3 protein-coding genes are annotated in these 10093 nt (G+C 62.0%); 1 reads left to right on the forward strand and 2 read right to left on the reverse strand.

The features are described from left to right. Positions 1 to 20: 20 nt before the first annotated feature. Together vccA (BV034_RS28560) and vccA (BV034_RS28565) are read right to left on the reverse strand one after the other, a co-directional pair. Entirely contained in the window at positions 21 to 4373 is a 4353-nt protein-coding gene (gene vccA / locus BV034_RS28560) for a Verru_Chthon cassette protein A (RefSeq protein WP_265593573.1), read from the reverse strand. A gap of 316 nt (positions 4374 to 4689) precedes the next feature. Further along, a complete protein-coding gene (vccA, locus tag BV034_RS28565; protein ID WP_050030358.1) occupies positions 4690 to 8976 on the reverse strand; it encodes a Verru_Chthon cassette protein A in 4287 nt (1428 codons plus the stop codon). A 326-nt stretch (positions 8977 to 9302) separates the two neighbouring features. Here vccA (BV034_RS28565) and BV034_RS28570 point away from each other — a divergent pair. Next, a partial coding sequence (locus BV034_RS28570; RefSeq protein WP_265593574.1) for a substrate-binding domain-containing protein occupies positions 9303 to 10093 on the forward strand: 791 nt, incomplete at its 3' end.

The raw sequence follows: 10093 nt of genomic DNA on the forward strand, positions 1-10093 counted from the left end.
CAACCTTCGCCCCGGCAAGGCTACGGTGCAAACCGACGCTGGCTCACCACGCGGTATCGGTAATAGGAATCAACATTGAACTCCGGCTTCCCAAATCCCGCCGGGCTGGCCAGGTCCGGCATTTCGCGATCTCCGGGGTCGAGGTATCGTTCAAAGATCGCCGCCCCCCGTTGCTCACCTGCCACGAGATCCAGCGCCTCATCCCAGACATCAGGCCCGGTGCTGCGAGCTTTCTTCAGAAGCTGCACCTGGTAGTGCACCTGGTACACATTCGACTTCGTGGTGAGCCGCGGGTAGATCTGGCCGTACGGCGCCTCCCGCGTGTTGTCCCCGGTAAGCTCAAACGCGTCCACCTTGGCAGGGTCACCCGTCCACCATTCCATGATCTTGTCCGTATTCATCAAGGCGGTGCGATCAGTGGCCTCTGGAGGATAGGGAATGTAGGGGTCCGGACACATCTTCGGGATGAGGAACACACTGCAGATCTCCGAGGCTGAACGGAAGACGTCGCCCTGCACGCCAAAACGCCGCTCAAAGGCCGCCAGCGTCCCATCCACGGCGCTCAGGTTGATGTCATAGCGGGACTGGAACGGCGCCTGGTCCCGGCCGCCTTTGTAGTTGGAAGCCTTGTTGAACCACGGCCAGCCACTTGGCTTGGCAGGTTGGTCATAGGAACCACCGCTGCCGGGCAGGGCGGCCATCCCCGTGCGCTTCATCACCGCATGCAGGCCAGTGCGGCGCTTGATGTAGCGAAACGGGAAAATGTCGTAGTTCATGTTGATCTTCCCCGCCGTGGAAAACGGCTCACTGATGGGGTAGGGCTCCACCACAGGCATCCAGAAGAAGTCCAGCAGCAGATGGTCTGGAGGCGTGGCAAAGCCCGTGTGGTCAGACGCCAGCCCCCGGTTGGACGAGGCACTGGAACGACCGGCAGGATTGGGGCAGAACAGCAGCGTCTCCCAAGGCCGGTCCAGATCAGGATTGTCCGGCACCACGCCGGAGGGAAGGGAACCAAACTGCACGGCCGATGCCGTCTGGCGGTTGGGCGCAAAATTGATTCCTCGATCCCCGCTGGCTGAACTGTGGGACGAGGTGGCGCGGCCATAGTAGCCGCCGGCGTCATTGGAGTAGCCCACCGTGAGGTTGGCCGCGTCTTCATCCGGCTTGTTGACATAGGGACCATCCTCGACGTTTCCAAATCCATTGTCCCAATCGCCCGCTTTGCCGTCTATCCGGGCGGCGTAGTCCACCCCGCGTGCCACCACCGGCGCAGAATCCCGGTACATCAGAAACTGGTCATTGCCATCCAGGGGAGCACCGCCAAGGCCCTTGACCAGACTCCCGCCAAGACGGTACGAGGAAATGCGAAAAAACGGATTCGTGGCCACCGTGCCCGCAGGACTGCCGCCGAGCGCGGCCAGGGCCGGCTCTGCCGAATTCAACGTGCAGAAGTGGCCGTACCACTGCCAGTCTGAGGAATGCCGCAGCCCATGGGCAAATCGCGCCTCGCGGCTCCGGTAGTCGTCCGCCCAGGTCACCGTGCCATTGCTCACGGTGTAGCTGCCGCTCCGCCGGAACCACGCGGCAGGCACCTCCGTCCTGGCGGAGTAGAGACGGAAGTCCCCTCCTGGCCGGGCGTTGTACGCCGCCTCCATGGACCGGACGCAGTCCCCCGGCCGGATCAGCCAGGCATAGTAGTTGTTGGGGGCTTCCGCCAGACGTTTTTCCAGCTTGAGCTCCCGCGCATCGACGAGGTGGGAGGACGTCACCTTCCCTCCGGTTACCACCGGCGTTCCGTATTTCTCCCCCTCGATATAGGCGTATGGCGCAGGGATCGCGGGAGCCGAGTCAAAGGACATGTGAATGCGCTGAATTTCCTCGATCCCGTCAGGCGTCCGGATGCTGATTTCCAGAGCCCCCCCTTGCAAAGGCATGTTGCGCAGGAGGTTGTTGGCAGGATCGGGCACAGTCAGCGGCGTGGCACTGTGCCAGGCGAAACCGATGTGGGGATCACTCTTGGTCAGATCCCTTCTTGTGCCTCCAGAGGCTCCCTGGAAGAAGGGCTGGAACATCGCGGAATGCGCCGTGTTGTGCCCAGTGCCCGGACCGCTCCCGATGGCGGTCTTCAAGACCACCCGCGAGACACTCCCCAGTTCCGGGTTGCTGGCGTTGGCCGGGAACGCCAGAGACTGGCCATTCACCTTCACGTCGCACTTCACGTCCACCGCCAGATACGGACTGGTGGATGGATTGCCGATCATGGGAGTGAAGAACTCCAGCACCAGAAATGCCTTCATCTCACTCGCGGCAAAGGCCCATCGGTCAGTGCCTCCCGGCACACTGACTTTCACGTCTGGAACCCCCGGTTTGCTGTCTGTGGCGCCAGCGATGGTGGCGGTGGGATAGAAGACCAGGGCGGCCTCTGTGACCGTGATGCAGCGACCGAACCCCTTGGTCTTGGCACCCACCCGCAATGGCACCACTTGGGATTCTCCCGCTGCGAGCACGGGATATCCGGGGAACGCCCTCGGCGGCGCGTAACAGTACGTGGTTTCACTGCCCGGCCCACCACTGGGAACCTGCACCGCATAGGTGTTCAGCCCGGAGCGAATGTGATCGACCATTTCCGTGAGGATCTGGTCCCGCCGGCCGCCAGCCTCCTCGTATTTGTCCGTGAACTTGCCGCCGAATCCCGGGATCGCGTGGGAGGTCAACGCCTGTAGATAGGCGTAAAGCTCCTTGTTCCGGGAGATAGTCCAGTCCTGGGTCGTGCTGAGAGCGCTGCCGTGCCCCCTCGACGAATCGGACTGGCTCTTCTGATGCGTCGACAGGCGCTGGAAGTAAAAAGGATGCAGATTGCCACCCTGGGCCGTCCCAGTTTGGGAACAGAATCCAATGAGCTTGTCCAGTATGTTCCGGTCCGCCAGATCCTTTTGCACCGGCCAAAGGGCGATTCTGGGTTTGTTGAAAAGGTTCACCTCCGGAGCCCGGCTGTGGGCGGTGAGAAGAAAGCGCACCCGATTCAGCGCCTCATTGTTGAGCGGATTCGTCGCCGGCTGAGTTGCCCGGGAGGCCTGGAAGACCAACTCATCCACGCTGGCATACAGACGGTCGCGGTCTGGTGTTGGCACCGTCGGCAGCGCCACCTGGGTACCATTCTGCCAGATGTTGACAGTGTTCAGCCCGCCCTCCGTGGGCCCCTGCACAATCCGGGGACTCAGACGCAGGTAGGTCTCCAGACCGGCTTTCAGAGCCGCATAGTTTCCTGGTTCCTTCTTGTTCCCACTCTGCGGGATGAAGTAGTTGGGCATGCGGGTCTGGTTGATGTACCCCAGCCCAATCCACGGATCCAGCACCGCGCTCAGGCACGTGGTCGCCGGGTGGCCGGGATAACGGTTGAACTCGTTGCGCACCGGCTGCCGGTTGGCAAACAGGTCGGCATCCACCCAGCCGGTGGTTCGAGGTACATCCCAGTACATCCCCTCGGACGCCGTGTTGATGTTGACTTTGCAGCTCTCATCATCCGCCCAGAAGGCGATGCGCCCCACCACCCCGTTGTCCGCCGTGGCCCCGGTGAGCCGCACCTTTCCAGTGCCCTCATCCTCCCCGGCCAGGACGGCTCCGTTTTGCAGGACATACAGCCAGCGGACCGGCATGGGGAGGGGGTTCCTCCGAGTTCCGGAGGCCAGGGGCAGCCGCTCCAGGCCTGTCCCGTTTTTGATCAGCTCCACGCCTTCCACCGATGCATCAGGATTGGCGGGATTGACGGCGGCATCAAAGGTCCGGGGATCGACGATCGGGTAAACAGGGTTGGTCGGCAGTCCCGCAGCGTCCCGCTCGGTATAGACCGGGGCATTGAGATCGGTGAACAAGGCCGGGCGCGCATGCCAGTCTTCCGGCAACTCCTTGGCGGGGTCCACCTCCGGCGAGATCCCGGTGCCGCCTGCCACGACCTCCATGGAGGCTGCACTATAGAGCTTGAAAGCACGGTCCAGACGCGAGCGCTGGGTTCCGGCGTCGAGGTCCTGGCCAAAGCGGCGGATCATCCCCGGCTGTGAAGTCCAGGTGTACTGGGTGCCGTTGTTCTCCGTACCCTTGCGCACTTGGGCGATGACCAGATTCAACGGCATCTGGGCCAGCAGCCGGGTCTCCTCCCCCTTTGCATAGGCGCCACCAGCCCGCGTTTCCGTGCGCACCATCATCAGAAAGCCCGTCACCAGCAACACCAGCAGGGCCACAACGCTCAAAACCAGCACCAGCGCGATGCCTCGACGGTCGCATCGTGCATGCTCCCTGGTGTGGGATGGCAACACTTTGGCAGCCAAGACGCCTGCCCGAAGGGCCTCTGCCTCGGGCCAGGGTCGATGCTTCATGCGCTTCGTCTTCATTGCATCCTTCGAGTGCTAAGATTCTGCCTCAGGTCCCACACAAATTCGGATCCACTCCCACAGTTTCCTGTCCCCACGCTGAGTAGATCTGCCCCCCTGATACAGAATCAGGAATCATCGAAATTTGACTTAATTCTTCACCTTGAAGGGTGGTACTCAGCCCGGTTGTACGCCTTCTCCGCACCAAATGGCATCAGTCTTGATTCGCAATTCACGCAATGAAGTTCCTACAACGCGCAAAAGATCCAGCCCCCGCCGCAGGCTCCCGGCCGGGAGTCGCAGTGGGCATCGACCTGCCAGACTACGGAACGAAGCGGCGCTGGCTCACCACCCGGTATCGGTAATAGGAATCAACAGAATATTTCGAATCCCCAAATCCCGCCGAGCTGGCCAGATCCGGCATGTTGCGGTCCGCCGGATCCAGGTACCGCTCAAAAATTGCCGCCCCCTGCTGCTCACCTGTGACGACATCACGGCCCTCCTCCCATACTGCGGGGTCAGTGCTGCGCACCTTGCCGAGCAACTGCACCTTGTAGTGCACCTGGTACACATTCGACTTGGTGGTGAGGCGGGGATAGATCTGGCCGTAGGGAGCCTCGCGGGTGTTGTCTCCCGTGAGCTCGAAGGCATCAGCCCGGGCCGGATCACCATTCCACCACTCCATGATGCGGTCCGCATTCATCAGATGCGTGCGACTGGTGGCCTCCGGTGGATACGGGATGTAAGGGTTCGGGCACATCTGGGGAATGAGGAACACACTGCAGATTTCCGACGCCGAGCGGAAGACATCCCCTTGAGCCCCAAAGCGACGCTCAAAGGCCGCCAGCGTGCCGTCCACGGCGCTCAGATTGATGTCGTAGCGGGATTGATACGGGGCATGGTCCCTTCCTCCCTTGTAGTTGGAGGTCTTGTTAAACCAGGGCCAGCCCACGGGTTTGGGCGGCTGGTCGTAGGAGGCAGCACTGCTGGGGATCGCGGCCATGCCCGTCCGTTTCATAACCGCATGCAATCCCGTGCGCCGCTTGATGTAGCGGAAGGGAAAGATGTCGTAGTTCATGTTGATCTTGCCCGCCGTGGAAAACGGCTCGCTGATGGGATACGGCTCCACCACAGGCATCCAGAAGAAGTCGAGCAGCAGGTGATCAGGCGGTGTGGCGAACCCGATGTGATCCGTGTTCAGCCCCCGATTGCTGGAGGCGCTCGTTCGTCCCGCGGGATTTGGGCAGAAGAGCAATGTCTCCCAAGGCCGGTCCAGGGCCGCGTTTCCGGGCACCACTCCCGTGGGCAGTGAGCCGAATTGAACGGCCGACGCCGTCTGACGGTTGGGGGCATAGTTGATCCCTCGATCTCCACTGGCCGAATCATGGCTGGAGCCCGCACGTCCATAGTACCCGCCGGCGTCGTTGGAGTAGCCGGCGGTGAGGTTGGCGGCGTCTTCGTCCGGCTTGTTCACATAGGGACCGTCTTCCACGTTGCCCAGTCCATTGTCCCAGTCGCCGGGCATGCCGTCCACCCGCGCCGCGTAGTCCACCCCTCGTGCCGTCACAGGCGGGGCATCGCGGAAGTAGGTTACCTGGTCCGAATTGTCGATCGGCCCACCACCAATGCCTTTAACCAGACTGCCCGCGATGAAGTAGGAGGAGTTGCGATAGTAGGGATGCGTGGCGAGCGTCCCGGAGCCACCGCCTCCCACCAGATACATGTTCCACTCTGCCGAATTGGCCGAGCAGAAGTGTCCCCAATACTGCCAGTCCGAGGAGTGTCGCAGGCCATGGGCGAACCGGGCCGACGCATTGCGGTAAGCATCCGTCCACACCACGGCCCCACTGTTCATGCTGTAGGTGCCGCTCCGGCGAAACCATGCAGCCGGCACCTCCGTCCTGGCGGCATAGAGCCTGAAGTCTCCCTTGGGCCGGGCATCATAGGCGGCCTCCATCGAGCGCGCGCAGTCCCCCGGGCGAATGAGCCAGGCGAAGTAGTCGTTGGGCCACCCAGCGATTCGGTTGCTCAGATTCAGCTCCCGCACATCCACATAGTGCTGGGAAGTGGCTTTGTTGGCCGCAACGGTGAGTCCGGCATAGTTGGTCTCGTTGATGTAGGCATAGGGTGCCGGGATCGACGGTGCGGAGTCGAACGAGATCTGCACCCGCTGTATTTCCTCGCTCCCATCCGGCGTCCGGATGCTGATCTCCAGGGGACCGCCATCGAGGGTCATGGTGGGCACCGTGGTGCCGGAGGGGGCTGGCACGGTGAGCGGCGTGGCGCTGTGCCAGGCAAATCCCGTGTCAGGATGGCTGCTGGCCAGATCCCGCCGCACGCTGCCATAGGGGCCCTGGAAGAAGGGCTGAAACATCGCCGAATGCGCAGTATTGTGCCCTGCGCCAGGGCCCGTCCCGATTGCCGTCTTCAAGACGACCCGGGACACATCTCCCATTTGCGGGTTCGATGCATTCACCGGGAAGGCCAGGGATTGCCCGTTCACCTTCACCCCCGACTTCACATCGATCGCCAGAAACGGGCTGGTGGAAGGGTTCCCCACCATGGGATTGAAGAACTCAAGCAGGAGGAAGGCCTTCATTTCCTTGGCAGCGAAACCCCAGCGGTCGGCACTGCCGGGCACGCTGTATTTAATGTCGGGCACCGCCTTAGTCTTATCAGTCGCACCCGCAATCGTTGAGGTTGGATAGAAGACCAGGGCCGCCTCTGTCACGGTGATGCAGCGGCCGAAGCCCTTGGTGGATGCCCCGACCCGCAGCGGCACCACTTGTGACTCGCCAGCAGCCAGAGTCGGATACCCGGGAAAGGCACGCGGCGGAGCATAGCAGTAGGTGGTCTCACTACCCGGCCCGCCACTGGGCACCTGCACCGAGTAGGTGTTCAGCCCAGACCGGATATGATCCACCATCTCCGTCAAGATCTGGTCCCGGCGCGAGTTGGCTTCCTCGTACTTGTCCGTGAAGCTCCCGCCAAATCCCGGGATGGGATGCGAGGTTAGGGCTTGCAGATAGGCATACAGCTCACGGTTGCGCTCGATGCTCCAGTCCTGGGACGGACTGAGTGCACTACCGTGCCCCTTCGACGGATCAGACTGGCCTTTCTGATGAACGGAAAGGCGCTGGAAATAATAGGGCCGTTGATTGCCACCCCCTGAGGTCCCCGTCTGGGCACAGAAGGCGATGAGCTTGTCCAGCACGTTGCGGTCAGCGCCATCCTGCTGCACCGGCCACAGGGCAATGCGCGGCTTGTTGAACAAGTTCACCTCAGGTGCCCGGCTGTACGCGGTGAGGAGAAAGCGCACGCGGTCCAGAGTATCTCGTGTAAAGGGGCTGTCCGCCGGTTGGGCCACGCGGGAGGCCTGAAAAGCAAGCTCATCCACACTGGCATACAGGCGGTCACGGTCTGGTGTGGGTACAGCTGGCAGGGCCACCTGGGTGTTGTTCTGCCAGATGTTCACCGTGTTCAGCCCGCCCTCCGTCGGCCCCAGCACTATCCGGGGGCTCAGTTTGAGATAGGTCTCCAGCTTCGGTTTCAGGTCAGCGTAGTTTCCCGCTTCCTTCTTGTTTCCGCTCTGCGGGATGAAGTAGTTGGGCAGCCGGGTCTGGTTGATGTAACCCAGGCCGATCCAGGGATCCAGCACCGCACTGAGACAGGTCGTGGCGGGATGCCCCGGATAGCGGTTGAACTCATTGCGCACCGGCTGCCGGTTGGCAAAGAGGTCGCCGTCCACCCAGCCGCTGGTTCGAGGAACATCCCAGTACATCCCCTCGGACGCAGTGTTGATGTTCACCTTGCAGGTCTCATCATCTGTCCAGAAGGCGATGCGGCCCACCACGGTGTTCGCGGAGGAGGCACCAGTAAGCCGCACCTTGCCGCCCCCGTCATCCTCCCCGGCCAGGATGGCCCCGTTCTGCAGGACATAGAGCCAGCGCACAGGCATTGGGAGAGGATTGGCAAGCGCTCCCGTGGCTGTGGACAGCCGTTCCAGCCCACTCCCGTTTTTCACCAATACCACACCGTCCACCGTCGCCGTGAGATGGGCGGGATTCACGCCCGCCTCAAACGTACGGGGATCCACAATGGGGTAAACGGGGTCAGCAGGCAGACCCTGGGCGTCTCGCTGGGTGTAAACGGGTGAGTTGAGATCCGTGAAGAGCGCGGGACGGGCATGCCAGTCTGCCGGCAATTCCTTCGTCGCATCCACGAGCGGAGAAAGGCCGGATGCGTCTGGCCCCACCTCCATGGCGTCCGCGCTGTATAGCTTGTAGGCGCGGTCCAGCCGGGAACGTTGGGTGGCGGAATCCAGCGTCTGACCGAATCGCCGAATCATCCCCGGCTGAGAGGCCCAGGTGTACTCGGTCCCGTTGTTTTCAGTCGCCTTGCGCACTTGAGCGATGGCGATGTTCAGCGGCATTTCCGCAAGCAACCGGGTCTCTTCCCCCTTGGCATAGGCACCACTCGCCCGGGTCTCCGAGTGGACCATCATAAGAAAGCCGGTCACGAGCAGCATCAGCAGTGCTACGACGCTCAAAACCAGCACCAGCGCGACGCCCTGCCGCCTCCTGCCTGCACCCAAAGCGAAAAATTTCATCGTCAAACACGCCCCACTTCGGGATGGCCGGACATCAGCAGGTATGGAGCCAAACGGGTCGTCTGATCGCCCAGACCCGAGCTCCCTTTCACCTTCAGTTCCAGCATCGCATCTCATGAGCGCTAGGACTCTGCCTCATGTTCCGCCAGTTTTCCCGTTATTTTTCACCCCTCCCTATTCTCATATTGCGCAATTCCCCTTCCCTGACGCCATGACAGGAACGGCACTCAGTGCGTGACAATTCTTCCCGCACAAGGGCGGAACAGCCCCTCCCTGACTGCTTTTTCTGTGCCCCATGGCACAACTCCTGATTCGCAAATCACGCAATGACGTTCCGAGAACGCGCAGAAGATTCGGCACCCGTCGCTGGCTCACGGCCGCGCACGGCCCTAGGCACCGTCCCCCGCGGTCGGACCCTCAAGCACAAGCCCGTGATCTTCATGGCGCTGAGCTTCTACGACGCCTCGCTCCACGACGGCATCGTCCAGTGGGTTCGTGAAAATGACTGGGAGCTGGATGTTTCCAATTTCCCGGTGCTGACGCGTCCACCTACGGCGAAGTGCGACGGCATCCTGACCACCATCACCCGGCCAGAAACGCTGGAGTGGTTGAAGCCGTATGACTGTCCGATGGTGCGAATGCTGATCGCCCCCACCCCGGAGATGGAGGAGGCGTCCAGCCACATCCCCCTGGTCTCCGCCGACTACGAAAGCGCCGGGCGTCTGGGTGCGAAGCATCTCCTTACTCTGGGGCAGCCACACTTTGCCTTTTATCAACGAGGTGTGGGACCGGACGTGCTGGCGATTCGCAACGGCTTTGTGGAGACATTGAAAGCGGCCGGCAAGCAGGTGACGGTGCTGGATTTCATGGGGGATCATCCCAATCTGGATGCTTTCACCCGTGTGCCCAGGGAGGATCGACGGGAGTGGCTGGCCCGGCGCATTCGTGCATTGCCCAAGCCACTGGCCATCATGGCTGAGGATGATCGCTTTGCCATCGAGGTGATGCACGCCGTCCGCGCCATGGGTCTGCGCATTCCCACGGATGTGGCCATCCTGGGCTCTGATGACAACCGGCTGGCACTGGGTGTGTCACCGGTCTCCATCTCCTCGGTGGA

It is taken from the genome of Verrucomicrobium sp. BvORR034, assembly GCF_000739635.1.
Classification (GTDB): domain Bacteria; phylum Verrucomicrobiota; class Verrucomicrobiia; order Verrucomicrobiales; family Verrucomicrobiaceae; genus Verrucomicrobium.

Bases quoted from the DNA above. Each gene is read 5' to 3' on its own strand.
- vccA (WP_265593573.1), bottom strand. From the start codon at position 4,373: ATGAAGCATCGACCCTGGCCCGAGGCAGAGGCCCTTCGGGCAGGCGTC.
- vccA (WP_050030358.1), bottom strand. From the start codon at position 8,976: ATGAAATTTTTCGCTTTGGGTGCAGGCAGGAGGCGGCAGGGCGTCGCG.